The following is a 17,857-nucleotide window of genomic DNA, read 5'->3' as shown; positions in this document are numbered from 1 at the left end:
TTTCCTCGAAAAAGAACCTGCGTTGTGGTGTTAATGTTTTCCACCGGAGGTTTTGGAGATAGCGTTAACCACCCGGCCTGCAGTTCATCTCGGTGAAGGCAGCGAGCTCTTTCTTGTCGATGCTAAAGCCGTAAGCCTTGATGGTGAGCTTGCCGATCATCGTATCGTTACACAACATTATTGAAGTGGGCTTTTTACCGGAAATACTCATATCACAAATCGCACCAACGCTTTCGTCGTTAGTTTCGCCCTTACTTCCGATGAGCAGATCGCAGTTCAGCTTTGCTTTAATACCAAGCTGGTTAAGATCGCTCTCAAAATCGCCGGCACGTTCTGATATCTCTTGTTGATCAGTGATATCGCGGACCTTCAGCGTTTCGGCAACTACTGGCGCTGTCGAAAAAATCAACCCTGCGGCCATCACGCTACCCAATTGGAAATACATGGTTTCTTCTCCTACGCGTTAGCCAAATCTGCAATTCCAGAACAGATTATGAATACAATCACATTGCCTGTGTCTAGACCTTACGTATGTAGTTGGAGCGATTTGTTCGCCGGTTTGGGGTTTTTGATTTAAAGCCGAGATTCTCGGTCTGCGCTCGTCACAGTAATCTCCCTTCGAGGGAGGTGTGATGCGGGCATTAATAGCCGATATGCAAGCGCAGCAACTTCTTGATGCCGCGGTAGCTGAAACTCAAACTTTCTTGCCATGGGCCTTTCTTTGCCAGACGACCGCTTTGCAAAGATTCCGAACCGGGGACTGCGCGAGACGACCACCTCAGTTTGACCAGTTCCGAACGCTGGATGCGAATGATCACCGTTCCCAAACAGTCATCCGCGTCGCAAAGTCATCGCAAGAGTTTGACATCGCTGGACAAATGAAACCCTCATCGGTTTATGCTCGCGTGGTCGATGTTATGGAAAACTGACGAAACCCACACGTCTGATTCTTCGTATCACGGATCATCTCACCGATCAGTACAGCGAACGCAAGGAAGAAGCTACCAAACTCGAATATGAGTTTCATAACGGTAAGGGACGCCTTTCGAAAAGAGACCGCTAGCGAACAGCAATTATTATTATCCTCTCAACCGATGTTACTTTTTCTGCAGCGCTTTGACTTGCAGAGCAATACTTCCGCGATCCAGCTCAGAAACAATTATCTCGGCGGGAACCTGTAGTTTTAAACGGAAAATTTTGGCGCCAACTCGCTGATAAGCCTGATCAGGTGTTTCATTTCTGCCCACGCAGTTCGAAACGAACGCCGCGACTGCTTTAACCGTCGAATCTTCCAGCACGCACGACCAACTCACCGAGGATACATTCGTGCGCAAAAACAACACGGCAAAAATTGCTTCCAGTTAAGGTGAGCTTTGATGGATAAACGTCCACATCCTTTGGCGGCACGTCAGCAGCGACATTTTTAAAGTTAACTTTCGATTGTTTGATGACCTGCTTCAACGTTGAGCAATCCTTCCGAGCATCTAAAGCATAGGCTGAGCTGGATGTGAAAACCCCAACCGATACAAGTGCGGCCATAAACAAAGATTTCATCAGAACCTCCGAATAGCTTAGGCATAATCGATTGAAACCAATCAAATAATCATGTTTATGCCGGACCTAAAGCGTATTTCTGAATGGGTATTCGATCAACGCTTCGATGTAAAGGCGACATTGCCCAGCGGGATGGCTTGGTAAACGAACAATAATTGGAGATTAGCCTGGGTTTGCAATCTGTAGGGAGCGCGCTCATTTTCATCATGGCTTGCGAACCGGCCGCCTGGTTAGGACTCGTGCCACGACAAATTAGGCGGCGATAAGCCTCGCCTGCTGCCCGGGACATGCACCACAATGTCCTGATCGTAGCGCTTGCGAACAACTCACTCTGGGCACAATACGCTAAACGATGGCGGGAAACTAATTGATTGCCAGTCAGAATCTATTTTCTAGCATCTGAGTTATACAGTGAAACTGTACAGTTGGAACTTGCAATTTAAGCCAAACAGCCGAACACTTGTGACTGTCGAAGGCTTCATTGCCCGTTCCAGTGATGGTTTAGTTTTCTCAATAACTGGGACAGCCGCAACCTCGAGCTAAGAATTCGCCCCGTTATCGGCTTTACCCGAACGTCCTGCTCTTTTGCGCATATCATTTAATACCCGCGCGCATAAAGCTCTGAACGAACTGGCGCTGGAACAGCAAAAAACCGATCAGCAAAGGCGCTGACGTCATCAATGCAGCAGCCGAGATAATACTCCATTGCACACCCTGATCCGGTGATGAAAACACCTGTAACCCAACCGTTAGCGGGCGGGTGGAAACGGAATTGGTAATGACCAGCGGCCAGAGTAGGTTGTTCCAGTGATAGCTGACCGATACGAGACCGTAGGCCACATAGATCGGTTTAGCCAACGGCACGTAGACTTTACGAAGCGTGGTGAGTGCCCCCGCCCCTTCGACACGCGCTGCGTCGTCCAGTTCCTTCGGCACAGTGAGGAAGGTCTGGCGTAGTAGGAAAATACCAAAGGCCGATGCCATATAAGGCAGCCCCATAGCCACAACTGTATCCACCAGACCAAGCTTCGCAATGGTGCGGTAGTTTTCGACCAGCAGCACTTCCGGCATGATCATCAACTGTACCAATACCAGCATAAAGACAATCGTTTTGCCGCGGAATTCATAGCGAGCAAAAGCATAGGCCGCCAGCGTGCAGACGATGAATTGGCTGATCAGTATCGTGGTGATCAGCAAGAATGTGTTGAGGAAATAACGCCCGAAAGGTGCGGCATTCCACGCATTGCTGAAGTTCTCCAGTGTCACCGGAGCGAAGAGATCAAACCGAGCTTCATATTGCGCTGGATGAAACGCCATCCACACGGCGTAGAGCAAAGGCAGTATCCAGAGCAACCCCAGCAGATAACACCCAACGGTTTCAAGGCTCCGCCAAAACGAGAATTCGCGTGGCTGATGAGGTAATGTCATTGCACTCATTTGTAATGCACCTTGCGATCAAGAACCCCGAACTGGACGAAGGCGATAAGAGCAAGCGCCAGCAGCAGCACAACCGTCAAAGCCGATGCGTAGGCCGTATCCCAGAAACGGAATGCAACATTGTAAACATAGTAGAGCAGCAGAGTGCTGGCATTGTCCGGCCCACCACGGGTCATTACAATCACATGGTCGATCAGGCGGAACGCATTGATCACCGCATTGATCAGCACAAACAGAGTGGTTGGCATCAATAGTGGAAACGTCACACGGCGGAAGAAGTACCAGCGTCCCGTGCCTTCAAGCGCTGCCGCTTCGGACAAGCTCGGGCTGATCTGCTGTAATGCCGCCAGATAGAAGATCATGAAGAAACCGGCTTCCTTCCAGATGGCCAACACCATCAGACTGCCAAGCACGGTATCGGGATTACCCAGCCAGTTGGTTTCATGGAAACCGAACAGGCCCAGAAACTGGTCGATCAAACCATAGCCCGGCGTGTAGAAAAACAGCCAGATATTGGCAACTGCAATCATCGGCAGCACGGTCGGCATGAAGAACGACATCCGCATCAACGAGCGGCCGCGAATGGACGAATTCACGATGATCGCCATCAGCATGGCCAATGCTATGGATGCAGGTACAGTGCCGAGCGCGTAAATCGCGTTATTCTTGAGGGCCGCCCAGAAAACCGGGTCGCTTATCATTGTCGTATAGTGATCAACGCCGACAAAGCGAGGCGGACGCTTGCCGCGCGGCGTCTGGTAGAAGCTGTTGATGAACGTCATGACGGCTGGAATATGCGTAAACACTGCCAGCAAGACAGTGGCCGGCAGCAGCAGAAGCCATGGTGTTATCTGGTTTTTCGCCTGGTTCACGCGAGTTCTCCAGCCATCTTGCGATGATGCGAACCGGCTCGGCCGGGCACACGCCGCATTGTCATTCTTCTATGATAATGAGCTTCGTATGGACGGGCCGCACGAAGCTCTGATGCCAACCTATCACTGGTAGGGCTTAAGGATACGTTCAGCCTCGGCCTGCGCATCGTCGAGAGCTTGTTTAACGCTCTTGTTACCCGTCAGCGACGCCTCGATCGCATCATCGATCACGCGTGCGACACGCTGATTTTCATAGGTTGAAAGTTCCGGCACCATGTGAGGAATCTGGTCATGCGGCACCTTGGCGCCGGGGAATTCCTCAACATATTTCTTCATGGCTTCCGTTTGCCAAGCATCATCACGGGCAGCGATATAGCCGGTCTTGATGCTCCATTCGGCAGCCTGATCCGCAGAGGAGAGCCATTTCACGAACTGGAATGCCGCCTCCTGCTTTGCCTTATCTTCAACGTTGAAAATATACGCATTGCCGCCACTGGTCGGTGCACCATGGGCTTTGTTTTTTGGCAGGATCTGCACGCCGAACGGAAAAGGCGCATTGGTTTTCACATTGGTGAGATTGCCGCTGGTGGTGGTGATCATAGCGGCGCGACCTTCGAAGAAGTCTTTTGGATTGGTCGCCCATTCGATCACGCCGGGTTTCATCACCTTATGCTTATGGGCTAGATCAACCCAATATTGCATCGCCTCGACAACTTCAGGCGCGTTGAAATAAGTGGTTTTCCCATCCGGCTCGGCAAGCTTGCCGCCATTCTGCGCAACATATCCCTGCAACAACCAGTAGGAGGTCAGCGAAGACGGCACCTGCATGCCCCAGCGCGCGACGCTTCCATCAGCAGAACGCTTGGTCAACTTTGTTGCGAAGTCGACAACGTCTTTCCAATCCTGCGGGCCTTTTTCTGGATCAAGACCAACTTCCTTGAAGGCATCCTTGTTCCAGAAGAAAACGGTGGTGCCTCGCTGGAACGGCACGCCCCATGTTTTGTCTTCGCTCTTGCTGTTGACCATGAAAACCGGCGTGAAGCCTGCAAGCCATGCCTTGTCATCGTCGGTCTTGGCCAGATCCTCATAAGGAACGATGGCATCTTCATCGATCAACGTGAACATGTCGGTCGAGAGCATGACCGCGACTTCAGGCGCCTGACCGGATTTGAAAGCCGTCAACGATTTGCTCAGGGTTTCCGGATAGGTGCCGGAGTAGATCGGCTTTACCTTGATATCCGGATGCTGCCCTTCAAAACGGGTGATCAGATCATCCACGATTTTGGTGACCGGACCGCCGATAGCGACCGGATAGTAAAAGCTGATTTCGACGGGTTCTGCCTGGGCTGCTCCCCAACCGCCCACTACGGCCAGCATAGCAGATGTGGCCAAGAGCGTTACAGATCGTTTTACCTGCAAATTCATTGTTCTCTCCTCCCAAGGGATGATCGTTCCCCGATCATTTTCTGGTTAAACGGCTAAGGCGGTGCGCTCGACGCGATGTCCTCCCGCCTCATCAAACACATGCACCGCAGACGGCGCCCATGTCAGACCGACGGTATCGCCGCGATTGAGGCGACGAATGCCTTCAACGCGCACTTGCAAAGACTGATCGCCCACGCGGCATTCGAGAATGCTGTCCGCACCGTGATATTCGATGGCTTCGATAGAGGCTTTCACGCGCCCCTCCTCCGCCACACGGATTTCCTCGGGGCGCAATCCCAGTACAAGTCCCCGGGCAGGATCGCTCAAAATCGCCGGTCCATTTGGGGCGCCGCTGATAGCGGCCTTGCCGTCATAATCGGCCATACGGATGATGTTCATTGGTGGTGTCCCGATAAAACGGGCAACGAACGTGGTGGCGGGCTCCAGATAGAGTTCGGAAGGCTTTGCCTTCTGCTCAATCTTCCCACCCTTCATCAGAATAACTTGATCGGCAAGGCTCATGGCCTCGATCTGATCATGGGTCACGTAAACCATGGTCATACCGAGTTGCTGCTGCAGGTTACGGATTTCCTTGCGCATATCGTGGCGCAGCTGCGCATCGAGATTTGAAAGCGGTTCGTCCATCAAGCACACCGAAGCTTCTGCGACGATAGCGCGTCCCAGAGCAACACGCTGCTGCTGACCGCCAGAGAGCTGCGACGGGCGCCGATCCAGCAGATGTGACAGACCCAGAATATCGGCAGCGCGCTTCAAACGCTGGTCACGCTCACCGGCAGACACTTTGCGCACACGCAGGCCGAAAATAATGTTCTCTGCAACGGTTAAATGAGGAAACAGGGCATAGGACTGGAACACCATCGCCAGACCCCGCTTCGCGGGCGGCGCGTTGGTGACGTCTTTGCCGCCGATGATGATCTGGCCCGAGGTCACAGAATCCAGCCCGGCGATCAGACGCAGAGAGGTGGATTTACCGCAACCCGAAGGCCCAAGCAGCACAGTCAGCGTGCCGGGCTCAACGGTAAAGTTCACATCATTGACCGCGTGGAATGTCGTCCACTTCTTGTTGAGATTGACGATCTCAATTCCCGACATTCGCGTCCCCTCCCAATGCTTATATCTGCCTTTGACACCGCATCGGCGCAAAGACAGCTCCCGACTGGCAACTGATTGGGACAGACCCAAGGAACCAGTCTCCATCCGCAAAAAATTATTGAACTTTTTATTCACAGTCAATACTTTTGTACAAAATGAGTTTCTTTGTATTGGGACTCATTCATTATGGGAGCGAACATGTCCAGATTCAGCATATTACAAATTTCAGATACTCACCTTTCGCCGCGAACCGACCATTTCCGCGAGAACAATCGCCTGCTCGCCGAACCACTGGCGGAATCCGATCATGACTTCATCGTCCACACGGGCGATGTGACCCTGGACGGGATTCGTTATGACGAGGATTATGCGTTATGTAGGGATTTCTTTAAGGAATCCGGCAAAACTATCCATTTTCTTGCGGGCAATCATGACGTGGGCGACAATCCAAACCTTTCCAAGCCGGAAAGTGAAAATGGCAGCGCCATCAATGCCGCGCGCTATGCGAGATTTGCAGATTATTTTGGCGCCGACCGCTGGGTTATCGATCAAGGCAAATGGCGAATCATCGGTATAAGCTCGATGCTGATTGGTTCCGGCTTGCCGCAGGAAGCCGAACAATATGACTGGATAGACCAACAGATCACGTCATCCGGTGACCGTTACCTCGCCGTATTCTCCCACCAGCCGATTTACATCGATAATATGGACAGCACCGAGCTGACCTATTGGACTGTCGATCCAAAGGGTTGGGGTCGCCTTGAGGGTCTGATCAACCACCCAAAGCTGCGGCTGATCGCCAGCGGCCACCTGCATCAGCAGCGCTCATCCAAGCGCGGCAATGTGCATCTGGAATGGTGCTCCTCGATTGCGTTTACGACAACGGAAGAGCTTGTTCCGGAAATGGGTGGCACTCGCGAAGTCGGCTATATGGAACATCACTTCTCTGATGATGGTCGCGTTGAGAGCAAAGTGCTGAAGCACGACGGTTTCGCCAATGATCACCTCGAAGACATGATCAAGGTGGTTTACCCGCTGATCAGTGGCTAAGCTCTTAAAAGGCCAGAAACCGACCATTTTTAAACAAGCACACCCCCGTTGGCAGAGGCTAACGGGGGTGTGTTTTTACGCGCCACAGATATCAAGCAGGCTTATGTCCGGTCACCGATGCCGGCACTTTCGAATGGCCAAACCAGTTGGGGTTGGTCACGCTGGCCTTGCCTGCGTCAATCAACGCATTCTCATCATTGCCGTTGGATTTGTAATCACGATCCGCTAATGGCTGGATGCGAACTGAATTCTCCGTTTCCTCGAAAAGATTCACATATTTCAGATTCTTGTCGCGGCCGATTTCAGCCATTTCCAATGCGGCGGGCAGTTTGCGCGGCAGATTGACGTTCAGCCAATGACCGTCATGCGCCCAATCGCTTCTAGTTTCCCAGAAATTGCGAATATGACTGGCAAGCCACGCCAGAGCATCTGCATCGAACGCTTCACAATCACGCGGCGCGGAAAAAGCAACCGAAGCAATGCCGTTCAGCGCGCCTTCGCGGGCAACCGCCATCGTCCCGGAATAGGACACATCCTCCGCCACATTGCGCCCGGCATTGATACCCGACAAAACGAGATCCGGCATTTGCTGATCACGGAATACCCAATGAATTGCAGCGATCACGCAATCCACCGGCGTACCCGTGCACGCGTAACGCTTGTCTGCAAGCTTGTTGACCGAAAACCCAGCCGTGAGAGAGACACAATGACCGTTTGCACTGCGATTTCCATCCGGCGCGATGATCCACACATCATCACTCAAAAGACGCGCGGCTTTCTCAAGCACCACAATGCCGGGAGCATCAATACCGTCGTCGTTTGAAATCAGAATTCGCATTTCCCACCTCTTGAAAACCCCTCTCCCAGCAGGAGAGTCTCCGCAATTTATGTGGCAACATATGATTTATTTGTACATTTTTTGCAATGACAATATTTTTGTTCATTTATGTTTTCAAACAATTCTTGACGTAAAGGTAATTATCGCATCATTATCGCACGCAAATGAGATAGTGAGCCTTCTTGGAAGAAAGACGCAAAAAGGTAGGATGATGGCCCGCAGCACAAAGCCGAAAACCAAGTTTCAGGCAGATCAGGACGAGCTGAAACTACGTGCCGCGTGGCTCTATTATATTGAAGGGCTGACGCAGGAGCAGGTTGCGCAGAATCTGGATATCAGCCGGATCAAGGCTTTCCGGCTGTTGGCTGCCACGCGCGACGAGGGCATCGTCCAGATTTCTCTGAATTCCCATGCCGAGCCGCTCATCCGTTTGCAACGTGCGCTGGAAAAACACCTCGGGCTGTTTGAAGCCATTGTCGTCCCCTCTTCCGATCAATCCGAAGCCAGTATCTCCGCCGTGATCGGCCACGCCACCGGACGTTATCTTTCAGATCGCCTGCAAGACGGGCTGACAGTCGGCGTTGGCTGGGGTGCAACGTTGCAGGCTTGTATGAGCCATCTGAAGTGGCGTGAAATCAATGACCTGTCGGTTATCTCCCTGCTCGGCGGGTTGACACATTCCATGGCTGATAATCCATCAGCTGTCGCATGGCGGCTGGCTGAGTTTTACAAGACGGAACTCTTCCAGATCACCGCCCCCGTCTTCGTGCCTCATGTGGCGCTGGCGAAGGAACTGTGGGAAATCCAGGAACTGAAAGCACTGAAGAGCAAAGTTTCCGACATAGATCTCGCTGTTTTGAGTGTAGCGGACGTCAGCAAACAGGCATCGATTTTCCGTCGCGGTTTGCTGACGACACAAGATGCCGAAAGCCTGCAGGCAGCAGGCGCAGTTGGCGATGTGTTGTGCCAATTTGTTGATGAGGCCGGTGAGATTGTCGATCATCCGATTAACAAACGCGCTATGGCCATCAACCCAACGCAACTGCGCAAAGTGCCGAAGGTGATCATCTCGGCAGGCGGCATTCGCAAAGCAAAAATCATCCGCGCCAGCATCATGACTACCAGGGCTCAAGTGCTTATAACAGATGAAGCCACAGCACAGGAATTGCTGTCACTGGAGAGCCTGGTCTGATTGTCGAGGACAGCAGATTTGACGGTTCTGTTACATTAACCCACATCTGAATATGACCCGGCCTTTAGTGGCTTTGTCGCGCGGATTTCAGCCACGCGATTTCGCGCCACATGGTGTTGGCGGTTTGGCGTAACTCACGGCGATCGGCGGCGTTGATTTTGTTGCGAGGAAAGTAACGCAAGTTGTAAATGGGATCATGGATCGACGTGCCCCTTTGCACATGTCGTGCCAATTCGAAGTACTCCATCAGGATCTGTTGCAAACGTTTGATCAATGAAGGGCGTGATAGGGTTCTGGCTTTTTATGAGCTGAGGAATACTTGATGTTTAAAGTCCCCCATTTCGACATAACAGTGATCCTTTTATGCGTGCGATGGTATCTGGCTTACAATCTGAGCCTGCGCAATCTGAAGGAAATGTGGGCTGAACGCGGCATTGCAATGGACAATTCCACTGTGCATCGCTGGGTCCTTCATTTCAGTCCAAAGCTGCTTGACCGGTTCAATAGAAGAAAGCGCCCGGTGGCACACAGATGGAACCTTGACGATATCTATGTGAAGGTCAAAGGAAATTGGCTCTATCTGTACCGCGCCATCGATAGTAATGGCGATATGTTCGAGGTCTATCTTAGTATAGAACGCGACGTGACTGCCGCCAAATGCTTCCTGCTCAAGGCTCTCGCCCGCCACGAGCGGCCAGAGAGGATCACCATTAATGGTAGCTAAACCAATCGCATGGCTGGCATGCAATGCGAAGCTGAGAGCCGGTTGTGACAGGGTGGAAAGCCCATCACCATCCGCTCCAGCAAATATATGAACAACGCCATTGAACAGGATCATCGCCGTGTCAAACGCCAGATACGCTCCATGCTCGGCTTCAACTCCGAGGCTACTGCCAGTATCACGCTTGCTGGCATCGAACTCATTCACATGATGCGCAAACACCAAGGCATCGTCGCCTCAACGGAAGTGCTTTCTCTTAAACAACAATTCACAGCGTTCGAAGGATAATTGCGTCCAGAGTTAAGGTGTGTTCTGCGCTTAAGAAGTTTTTGCAACAGATCCCAAAGAGCCCGTCATAAGCAATGTGCGCTTCATGAAGCAGCACTACAATCTAGACCGAACGTGACCGAGGCACAAAACGATATTTCCCAAGCGAAACGTTAGTCCCCTACCAGGAAACGCACCTGTCGATGACACTTGAACGGCTCGCCTTGTTGGGAAACGAGCCTCTGAATCCCGCCATTGGGAGTTGTGCTGATTGCCAGTCAAGAACCTTGGCGCCAATTCCCCCCCAACAGCATTATGGCCCCTTCGCCGCCGGGTCGATCTGAACTACTGTCCCCGGCATTGAGCAATGTGGTGGTTCCCAACCCAAAATGTGGCTAGAGTTCAATTGCGCCCACCTCTTCACCGCATGCGGCGGAAGCATTGAAAGATGGTCGTCGTTCTCGCGCACGAAGTACAAAGCAGTGCTTGCAACGCGGTTATAAATGCTTGCGTCTGCCCTTGTGACTTTGGTCAGAGATCGATGTGCTCCTGTCCCGATAATGTACAGAAGCTACTGCGGGGCCTTCATAGCTGTCGCCATTCGCGTCAAGATAATCTTGCTAACGATAAGGATCGGCGCCGCAAAAACGAAAAGCAATGCAATCGCGAAAAATGCCGTATCGAAAGCGATTACCGTAGACTGGTACGCGACAGCCTTGCTCAATAACGCCTTGGACGCCTGATTTGCAGCAGCCGTATTCATCCCGCGGGCCTCGAGAACTGCCGCAGTTGTTCCTAACCGATCGCCTACAGCAGTGTATCCAGCTGTGATATGGCTGGCGAGCACAGATACATTGCCTGCGATATTCCGCGTCATAAGAGACTGAAGACAAGCTATTCCCAGAAGACCGCCAAACTGGCGGCCAGTATTGAAGATGCCGATTGCGGCAGGGAGACTACGTGCACCCATCCTACCGAATGCGATCAAGGTAATAGACAGAAATAGAAAGCCAAGGCTCAATCCCCGCAGGAGAACGGCGTTCATCATGTCGTCCATTCCGCTGTCGCCAGCGGAGCCTGACAGTAGCCACATAGCGATCATGATCATCACGATCCCGAAGGGTACGGTGGCAATTGGAGAGACGCCCAGGCCCTGAAATACGAAGGCAGACAAGAAAAGCGAAAATACAAAAAGAATGCTACTGGCGAGCAAAAGCATACCGGTATCCGTTGGCGTGAAAGCCAGGACCGAGATTGCAAAACTCGGAATCAAATAAGTGCTCCCAAACAACGCCGCACCAGCTACAAAACTTACTATGAATGCGAACGTAAAATCGACAGACCTGAAAACACAGAGCTCGAGCAGTCTTTCATCCTCAGGCCGGCTCGCTTGTTGACCGACAAACAGGCAAAGCGTCACTACACCTATTCCGGTTAGCCACTGGACGCGACGTTCATCGAACCAGTTCCAACGGTCGCCCTGGCTGAGCACATAGACGAGACAGAAAAGCGTGATCGATGCCAGCAGAAGGCCACTCCAGTCAAAGCGTCTATAGGAAATATGGTTATCGCTGGTTTCTTCTGATAGGAGCACAAGCCCGGCTGCCAGTAATCCGATAGGAACCACTGAGAGAAATATCCACGTCCAGGAATAACCGTCCAATAGCCATCCTTGCAGTGCCGGTACGATGGTCGCAGGTGCAACCACTGCCCCGGTTGCGAACAAGGCTTGCAGAACGGGTTGACGAGAAGGCGAGAAGTCTCGGAAGATAACTATTTGTCCAATTACCAGTAAGAGACCTCCCGAAAACCCCTGAAATGCGCGCAGAACAATCAGCAAATCCAGTCGGGTCGTCAACGCAGTGGCCGCACTTACCAATGTTATCATCACAGTTGCCGCAACAACGATAATCCGCAAATTAACGGTCGTCGCAATCCAGGATGCCAGAAGGAACGCGATCATCTTCAGTGTCGTATATCCGATGTCAAGCCAGGCGAATTCATCGGGAGTAGCGTATACGTCACCAATTATATCTCCTTTCCCAAGCGTCAAAGCGGTACCCGCAATCGCCTCAGTCAAAGTGGCAATCACAATGCCCGCGAGGAGAAGGCATCCTGTATTCTGCCTGGTCTGGCTCGAGACGTTTGGGGGAGAAATCATCAGCTCTCGCTCCCCAGAATGATCTGAACCCGGGCAGAAAGTCCCGGAACCAGGCGGCCGGGAATTGGGTTCTGAACAAGTTTGATCTTGACTGGAACACGTTGCACGACACGGACGAAATTGCCAGTAGCATTATCAGCGGGCAGGAGACTGAAGGCCGATCCGCTACCCGGTGCAAAACTGTCAACTTTTCCCTCGATAATTATGCCGGGATAGGCGTCGACCGTTACCTGGGCTGACTGCCCGGGCTGAATACTCTCGATCTGTGTCTCCTTGAAATTTGCAACAATCCACACGTCCTTGATTGGCACCAGATCGATCAAGGAAGCTCCGGGGGATACCAGGCGTCCGACGCGGACCTGACGGTTACCAATAACACCGTCAAAGGGAGCACGGACGACTGTATTGTCGAGATCAATTCGGGCCAGGTCACGCGCAGCCCTGGCTTGAAGCACAGCAGCCAAGGCAGCTTCCTTTTGTGTGGTGAGAACCTTGATACGTGTTTCTTGTGCCTCCACCGCAGCCTTAGCACCTAACAAGCCAGCCTCTGCTTTCGACCTCGCAGCGTCACTTTCATCGACCTGAGCTCTGCTGACCGAATTTGTGCGAACAAGTTCACGCTGTCGCTGAGACGCTTTGACCGCGAGAGCAAGATCTGCCTCTGCTGCCCGTTTCTGCGCCGTCGCCTGCTTGACCAGAATATGCTGCAGCTGTATCTCCGCCTCCACATTGTCGATATGTGCCTGTGCCGCCTCCACATTTGCTTCAGCCTGCGCCAGACGTGCGCGGAAATCCCTGTCATCAATTCTGAACAGAACATCATTCGCCCGTACATACTGGTTGTCGGCTACGTCAACCACGGTGACATATCCGGTTACCTTCGATGCGATTGCTGTCGTGTTACCGCGAACATAGGCATTGTCCGTCGCCGTCCGCTCGGTCGAACGCGCCCACATCCAACCTCCTACAGCGGTTGCAATCGCGCTGAGACAAAACACCAGCCCAACGATTTGCTTTTTCGTCCAAGACATCATCTTCGGCATCGCTATTATGTAAATTTATACTATGTCCTAATCCGCAATGAGCAGTTCTCAATGCTACGCCCGCCTCCAAAACTGAAGCGGGCCATAGCAATGCGCCGGGTGTGAAGGACTATATGCGGAGTCAACGCTGCGATAGTTCTAGAAATCAACGGTCCGCGCTGTCTGAACGTTTTCATATGCCGCGGTCCGTTCAGGTGCCGGCGGATAAATCCAGACGGTGTTTATCTCCTGTTTCACCTTTTTTGCCTCCGCGCCCGTAAGTTCGACCTTACCATCCCAACCACGAGTAAAGATCGCCGCATCAGGGCCCAAATCGAGGCAGACGACATAGGCTGGCTGATCATATTTAAGGGTGGCTTCACCCAATAGTTCGGCTGCTGCGTTATGTCCTGCAAACGCACCAAGCCGACGAGCATGCTGACATGACATCAGCGAGAAATTGCCCTTATCGTCGGTGGCTGCCTTTGCCGTATCGCCGGTTGCAAAAATATAAGAATAGCCAGGCACACGTAAATCGGGATCGACAATGATGCGACCCAAGGAGTCCTTGTCCGCATCAAGCTGGGATGTAAGTGAAGAAGCGCGCATTCCGCCAGACCAAATGACGGTTGAGGTCTCTATCCGCTCGCCGCTATCGAGCGTCACGGAAGAACTGTCGAGTTGCGCGATACCCGTGTTGAGCCTCGTTTCGATACCAAGCCCCTCAAGACGGCTTTCAATATAGGGCCTTGGATGTTCTCCCATCGCAGGTGCGACGTGAGGGTTCCTGTCAACGATAATGATGCGAGGTTGAGCAGTCGGCCCCAAAATGGTCTGAAGACGTGCCTTAAGCTCGGTCGCAACTTCCAAACCTGTGAAACCGGCGCCCCCAACCACCAGGGTATCTCGCGCCGGACTTGCTGGCTGCGCAGCGAGACTGTGCAAATGTTGATCCAGTATTATCGCTTCCTCGAGATGGTTGGACGCAAAGCCATATTCGGAGAGACCAGGAATTGGTGGTTGAAAGCCGCGACTACCGGAAGCAAGGACGAGCCTGTCATAGGGTAGTGAGGAACTTTGACCGCGATCGTCAAGGACCGTAACACGGTTGTTGGCCGCATCAATTCTTTCTACCGTAGCTGGAACAAATTCTATCTCGGTGGCTTCGAATAATTCGCCGAGGGGAGCGGTCATTTTCTCCGGGTGAGGTTCATAAAGTCGAGGACGGATGACGAGTTCCGGGTCCGGCGACACGACCGAAATTTTCAAGCTCTCCGCTGACACACCCTTTTCGTGCCTCAGTCGAGACGCGGCCAAAGCCGCCATAACGCCAGCAAAACCAGCGCCTACGATGAGGATATGCTTGGTCATTAGTTTATCTCCTGCTTAAGAAGTAAGAATTATTCATCCAGATCGCTAACTGGAACCCGACGGCGTTTTCAGGAAAAATTTTTCACATCTCACGCTTGCGAATTCATCATTTTGCGATCGGCGAGGCACTGGAACCGAGATTTCAGCGCTGACGCGAATTACCAGCCACACGTCAACGGTAACCCGGAGCGCAAAACACGGTCTATCGGCGATTGGGGTGGAGCGTCCTATGCTCGATACTTGCCCAATTAGGCCCAAAGTATAGGTGCAGCCGCGACGTAATCAAAGATTGCCAGACTTGCATCAATGTGCTCGACAGCTATCTTTCGCTGTCGAGCCAACCTCCAGCAGGCGAGTCCTTTTAGATCAACCCCATTCCACCGTCGACATGAAGATCGATGCCGTTGATGAAACCGCTTGCATCTGAAGCGAGGAAGAGAGCGGCTTCCGCCAATTCCTCGCTGGTTCCCATTCTTCCTGCGGGAATCGTTTCAGCCATCTTACTGAGGAACGGGCCACGCTCAGCATCCGGCATGCCCAGTTTCCCAAGGATTTCAGTATCCGTTGGGCCGGGACTAATGACGTTCGCCCGTATTCTCCGGTTTTTGAGCTCCAGCGCCCAGTTCTTCACGAAAGCGACCACGGCAGCCTTCGAGCCCGCATAGACCGTATGATCGGGAAGCACTTTGGTCGCAGCCAGAGAACTGGTGACAAGGATTGTTCCACCGTCGCGCATAAGTGGCAAAAGGGTTTGAACGCCAAAGAATACGCCTTTCGTATTGACGTCAAAATGCCGATCATAGCTCGCTTCCGATATTGCTTCTGACGGCTTCAAATCGATGACGCCGGCATTGGCAAAATAGATGTCGAACCCACCAAAACGGCGAGAGACCTCCTCCGCAACACGTTTATGATGGGCCAAGTCTGATACATCGCCACAAATGCCAACGACGTCTCCCCCTATTTCGCTCACCGCATTATCCAGAACGTCTTGGCGTCGCGCTGTTATTACGACCCGTGCCCCGTTCTCGACAAAAAGTTTAGCCGCCGCTTTGCCAATTCCGCTGTTACCACCCGTGATGATAGCAACCTTGTTTTTGAGAACACCCATATACTTTCTCCATATTGATCTGGGGATAAAATATGGATTGAATTCCGTTTCATTAGTCAGTGATTGGGTACTTCACTTTTGCTCCCGGAGCTTGAATGGCAAACCTGTTGAATGAGACGGCCGGTCTTCTCGCATTTGTCCGCACCGTGGAAGCGGGCACCTTCAGCGCAGCCGCCCGGCTGCTCAAAACGTCACCGTCAGCAGTCTCCAGAAGCGTGGCAAGGCTTGAAACGCTGATACAAACCCGCCTCTTCCTTCGATCCACCCGCACACTTGTGCTGACCGCGGATGGACATTCACTTTTTGAGCGATTGTCCCCGTTACTTCGTGAGCTCAATATGGCCGGGGACGACATAAACGCTTCAAAGGAGATATCCGGTCGTGTCCGCTTTAGTATGCCCAGCGAACTTGCACCGCTGTTCCTTGAAACGATATTGTCTGACTTCGCAGTTCGATATCCAGCAATTCAACTTGAAATCGGCCTAACGGACCAACATGTCGATATTATCCGCGACGATTACGATGTTGCATTTCGGGTTGGAACTGTTGCTAACTGCGACCTTATGATCAGGCGGCTCGTTGATTTCAAAATGATTATGGTCAGCTCGCCCCCATTCGCGAAAAAACACGGCTCGCCAAGCACTGCAGAGGAAGCAGCCCGCGTGCCTTTTGCACGATATGAATTAAACGGCATTTCGAGAAAGATAAGACTATCAGATGGAAGTGAGTTCACTCCGACAGGCCCCATCGCCTGTGATACGGGGCAGGCACTGAAAGCGGCTGCGAGACATGGTATCGGCGCGGCCGTTGTTATGCGCTGCATCGTCAAAGACGAACTTGAAGAGGGAAAACTGGTTGAATTTGGACGGCAACTGAAAATTCAACCAATGCCTTTCAATGTCGTCCACGCATTCAAACACCAGGTCCCCCTGCGTGTACGTCTTCTCTGTGACCTGGTGGAGCGGCGCGCGAAGGAACTCGCTGCGTTTTGAGTTCGAGCTATCTTTCGCACGGAGATTGTCTGGCTGGCGCTCGCGTTCAGGACCTTTGGATTGGCAATGGCAGGGTTTCCCAGATCCTGATCAGTTCACCGATGGAAGATGCCTCCATCTTCCGCATCACGTTTCCACGATGAAGTTTCACTGTCACTTCGCTGATACCAAGATCGAAAGCGATCTGCTTGTTGAGGCGGCCTCTTGCGACTTCCCGCAAAACTTCGCGTTCACGCGGCGTCAATGTCATATGACGCTCGATATTCCGTTTGACAATGACGGATTGCGCTCGCCGTCGCGCATCCATATCAATTGCCGAAGCGACTGCATCGAGCAGTGTCTGATCGCGGACCGGTTTCGTGAGAAAATCCACAGCGCCAGCTTTCATCGCTTCCACAGTCATAGGGATATCGCCATGGCCTGTCAGGAAGATAATCGGTTTGGGATTGCCGTTCTGTGCCAGTTGACGTTGTAAATCCAATCCGCTTGTCCCCGGCATGCGCACATCGAGGATCAAGCAACCGGGTGCTTCCAATAGTTCGGTTCCCACGAGCTCACGCGTGGACCCAAAGGCAACGGGCCGAAACCCTGCGGACAAGATGAGATCAGAAAGAGCCTCTCTTACGGCTTCATCATCATCGACTATGATGACCAACGGCTGCTCTGTCTCCTTCGCAGGTTGCAAAGGCAGTGTTGGTTTGTGGTTCCGCGCGTACTGTTCGGTTCTCATA

The 17,857-nt window shown here is 52.3% G+C and carries 15 protein-coding genes and 2 pseudogenes; 5 read left to right on the top strand and 12 right to left on the bottom strand.

Annotation, left to right across the window (positions count from 1 at the left end):
- Positions 1 to 64: 64 nt before the first annotated feature.
- Positions 65 to 445 (bottom strand): hypothetical protein, encoded by a 381-nt coding sequence (locus OINT_RS20460; protein ID WP_006469834.1) that lies wholly within the window; start codon positions 443 to 445, stop codon positions 65 to 67.
- A 353-nt stretch (positions 446 to 798) separates the two neighbouring features.
- On the opposite strand from OINT_RS20460, the pseudogene OINT_RS24215 reads away from it, so the two are divergent.
- Positions 799 to 1,063 (top strand): annotated as a pseudogene (locus OINT_RS24215) (arsenical resistance protein ArsH); the annotation flags it as partial.
- A gap of 212 nt (positions 1,064 to 1,275) precedes the next feature.
- On the opposite strand, the gene OINT_RS20450 reads toward OINT_RS24215, so the two are convergent.
- The 5 genes from OINT_RS20450 to OINT_RS20430 all read right to left on the bottom strand — a co-directional run bounded on the left by OINT_RS20450 (position 1,276) and on the right by OINT_RS20430 (position 6,401).
- Positions 1,276 to 1,554: a hypothetical protein gene (locus tag OINT_RS20450; protein WP_006471465.1), complete on the bottom strand. Its 279-nt coding sequence runs from the start codon at positions 1,552 to 1,554 to the stop codon at positions 1,276 to 1,278.
- Between the two features lie 594 nt (positions 1,555 to 2,148).
- Entirely contained in the window at positions 2,149 to 2,991 is an 843-nt protein-coding gene (locus OINT_RS20445; RefSeq protein WP_006469829.1) for a carbohydrate ABC transporter permease, read from the bottom strand.
- Positions 2,988 to 3,863 carry a carbohydrate ABC transporter permease gene (locus tag OINT_RS20440; protein ID WP_006469828.1) on the bottom strand — a complete coding sequence of 292 codons (876 nt, stop codon included), beginning with the start codon at positions 3,861 to 3,863 and terminating at the stop codon, positions 2,988 to 2,990. The genes OINT_RS20445 and OINT_RS20440 overlap by 4 nt, the downstream gene beginning before the upstream one ends.
- Before the next feature lie 123 nt (positions 3,864 to 3,986).
- Positions 3,987 to 5,288, bottom strand: a complete 1,302-nt coding sequence (locus OINT_RS20435) for an ABC transporter substrate-binding protein (protein WP_006469827.1) — start codon at positions 5,286 to 5,288, stop codon at positions 3,987 to 3,989.
- Between the two features lie 45 nt (positions 5,289 to 5,333).
- On the bottom strand, positions 5,334 to 6,401 hold the full coding sequence (locus OINT_RS20430; RefSeq protein WP_006471461.1) for an ABC transporter ATP-binding protein: 1,068 nt from the start codon (positions 6,399 to 6,401) through the stop codon (positions 5,334 to 5,336).
- Positions 6,402 to 6,599: 198 nt separating this feature from the next.
- Here OINT_RS20430 and OINT_RS20425 point away from each other — a divergent pair, with 198 nt between their 5' ends.
- Positions 6,600 to 7,451, top strand: a complete 852-nt coding sequence (locus OINT_RS20425) for a metallophosphoesterase family protein (protein ID WP_006471460.1) — start codon at positions 6,600 to 6,602, stop codon at positions 7,449 to 7,451.
- Positions 7,452 to 7,542: 91 nt separating this feature from the next.
- Here OINT_RS20425 and surE read toward each other — a convergent pair whose 3' ends face one another.
- Positions 7,543 to 8,289, bottom strand: coding sequence for a 5'/3'-nucleotidase SurE (gene surE / locus OINT_RS20420; protein ID WP_006471459.1), 747 nt, complete (start codon positions 8,287 to 8,289; stop codon positions 7,543 to 7,545).
- 61 nt (positions 8,290 to 8,350) lie between these two features.
- Between surE and OINT_RS20415 the strand changes: the two genes are divergently transcribed.
- Positions 8,351 to 9,481, top strand: a complete 1,131-nt coding sequence (locus OINT_RS20415) for a sugar-binding transcriptional regulator (RefSeq protein WP_235691690.1) — start codon at positions 8,351 to 8,353, stop codon at positions 9,479 to 9,481.
- Positions 9,482 to 9,803: 322 nt separating this feature from the next.
- Positions 9,804 to 10,490: pseudogene (locus tag OINT_RS20410) on the top strand (IS6 family transposase).
- Between the two features lie 550 nt (positions 10,491 to 11,040).
- On the opposite strand, the gene OINT_RS20405 reads toward OINT_RS20410, so the two are convergent.
- The 4 genes from OINT_RS20405 to OINT_RS20390 form a co-directional block, all read right to left on the bottom strand.
- Positions 11,041 to 12,630 (bottom strand): DHA2 family efflux MFS transporter permease subunit, encoded by a 1,590-nt coding sequence (locus tag OINT_RS20405; RefSeq protein ID WP_006469820.1) that lies wholly within the window; start codon positions 12,628 to 12,630, stop codon positions 11,041 to 11,043.
- On the bottom strand, positions 12,630 to 13,664 hold the full coding sequence (locus OINT_RS20400; protein WP_036565070.1) for an HlyD family secretion protein: 1,035 nt from the start codon (positions 13,662 to 13,664) through the stop codon (positions 12,630 to 12,632). The genes OINT_RS20405 and OINT_RS20400 overlap by 1 nt, the downstream gene beginning before the upstream one ends.
- Positions 13,665 to 13,811: 147 nt before the next feature.
- Entirely contained in the window at positions 13,812 to 15,023 is a 1,212-nt protein-coding gene (locus tag OINT_RS20395; protein ID WP_006469818.1) for an NAD(P)/FAD-dependent oxidoreductase, read from the bottom strand.
- A 361-nt stretch (positions 15,024 to 15,384) separates the two neighbouring features.
- Positions 15,385 to 16,134: an SDR family NAD(P)-dependent oxidoreductase gene (locus tag OINT_RS20390; protein WP_006469817.1), complete on the bottom strand. Its 750-nt coding sequence runs from the start codon at positions 16,132 to 16,134 to the stop codon at positions 15,385 to 15,387.
- Positions 16,135 to 16,229: 95 nt separating this feature from the next.
- Here OINT_RS20390 and OINT_RS20385 point away from each other — a divergent pair, with 95 nt between their 5' ends.
- The gene (locus OINT_RS20385; protein WP_006469816.1) at positions 16,230 to 17,126 is read left to right on the top strand and encodes a LysR family transcriptional regulator; all 897 of its coding nucleotides are present in this window, start codon (positions 16,230 to 16,232) and stop codon (positions 17,124 to 17,126) included.
- 46 nt (positions 17,127 to 17,172) lie between these two features.
- On the opposite strand, the gene OINT_RS20380 is transcribed toward OINT_RS20385, so the two are convergent.
- Positions 17,173 to 17,856, bottom strand: a complete 684-nt coding sequence (locus tag OINT_RS20380; RefSeq protein WP_036565055.1) for a response regulator transcription factor — start codon at positions 17,854 to 17,856, stop codon at positions 17,173 to 17,175.
- Between the last annotated feature and the right edge of the window lies 1 nt (position 17,857).

It is taken from the genome of Brucella intermedia LMG 3301 (assembly GCF_000182645.1).
In the GTDB taxonomy this organism is placed as follows: domain Bacteria; phylum Pseudomonadota; class Alphaproteobacteria; order Rhizobiales; family Rhizobiaceae; genus Brucella; species Brucella intermedia.
Note: the sequence above shows the minus strand (reverse complement) of the source record. Positions and strands in the feature narration are given on the sequence as shown.